Below are 1,493 nucleotides of genomic sequence, written 5' to 3'. Positions count from 1 at the left end.
GCAACGCTGAGCCAGCGCGCAAACAACGCGATCGTCGCCACGCAAACTGCATCCACCTTCTTCATCATGCCCGCGATATTCGCGGGACATGTGGCTCAACTCAAGATGCCTCGGCTGGACGCTTACACTAGACGCGTTACTGCGGGCTAACGAGCCACCTTTGGCCGAACCCTTGAATGTCGCCCTTGTCGTAAGCCTACGTTCACTCGACGCCAACCGCCAAGTTCATGCCGACGGGGTGCGTGCTCTGGTTCAATCCAATTGGGTCCGTCAGCATTTGCCTGTCAGAGTTCCCGTTCAGGTGTGACCAGTCGGCTGCGCATTGAGGGCATGGTGTATTCGGGCGGCTTTGTACCGCGATCACTCGCCAGGATCGAGCACTGAACGCGAAGCCCTAAAACGGTACGTCGTCCAGAGTTGGCTGCAGATGCTGCTGCAGGTATTCAAGCTTGACCAGCAGTTCGTCAAAGGTGATCACCTCCACATCCTTACAGGCGTTGCGGAACACCTCAAAGCAACGCAGTTCATTCTCTTCTACTGGCCGGCGTCCAGCGAGCACTATGCATCTGACGACATCTGCTCGGGAGGAACGCAAGGTCGGATTGTCAAAGGCGTGTTCCTTCCATCGCATGCGCAACTCGCTTTGCTGATGCAACACTTGCGTGATAGCGCCGCTCAGCTCCGAGTCTGGTCCAAATACATTCGGTGGCCTATAGGCTCGGGAACGCATCAAGGGAGCATCTGGAGTTTTGATTTCCACAATGGCGAGCGCCAGGCCTTGCTCTCTGAATAGAAAGTCACCAATCTGTGCTCCCGTTCCCGCAAGCGTAGATCCTTGGGCGTGAAACTGGGTGTGAGACAGCTCGACGGGCCGAGCGAAAGCCAGGCTCAGGACGAACTTGTGTTTCTCAAAGAAGCGTTGCCACTGTGCTTCCTTGAGGCTCTTGTTGAGCATTTCCCGGTACTGCCCAATCATGGCGGTCAGCGTAGCTCTTTCGATTTCCGCGTGCAGTCTCAGTAACTCAGAAGGCGCCTCGGCAGCCAGCACATCGACCTGCGTTTGTACGGATTGAATGCTAGCGCGCCGCTCCGCGCGCTCGCGATACGCGGTCTGAACTGCGTTCTCTCTTCGTACCTGCACCAATGGCGGTGCTTTGCGCTCAATCCGCTGGAACCTGTCAGGGGCGATCTCTGCGAGCACCTGGTCATGTACCAAGCTGTGCTTGGAATGCTGAATGAGTTGCCGTCCCCTAGTTTTAGTCCGGTTGAAGGCCCTGCGCAGGCTATCCACTTTGTTCTGGTCGATGAACACCGTCCGTCCGTCCAAGCGTAGTCGGATCTTTTTGCCGATCACAAGGACGTCAGCCGTAAGCGTCCAGCCGAGGCATCTTGAGTTGAGCCACATGTCCCGCGAATATCGCGGGCATGATGAAGAAGGTGGATGCAGTTTGCGTGGCGACGATCGCGTTGTTTGCGCGCTGGCTCAGCGTTGC

General features: G+C 56.8%; 1 protein-coding gene. It reads right to left on the bottom strand.

All coding sequences use genetic code 11. The features are described from left to right. Positions 1-394: 394 nt before the first annotated feature. The gene (locus NFX52_RS31225) at positions 395-1,312 is read right to left on the bottom strand and encodes a Shedu immune nuclease family protein (RefSeq protein WP_162239724.1); all 918 of its coding nucleotides are present in this window, start codon (positions 1,310-1,312) and stop codon (positions 395-397) included. Positions 1,313-1,493 lie beyond the last annotated feature (181 nt).

This window comes from Acidovorax facilis (assembly GCF_023913775.1).
Lineage (GTDB): Bacteria > Pseudomonadota > Gammaproteobacteria > Burkholderiales > Burkholderiaceae_C > Acidovorax > Acidovorax facilis.
Note: the sequence above shows the minus strand (reverse complement) of the source record. Positions and strands in the feature narration are given on the sequence as shown.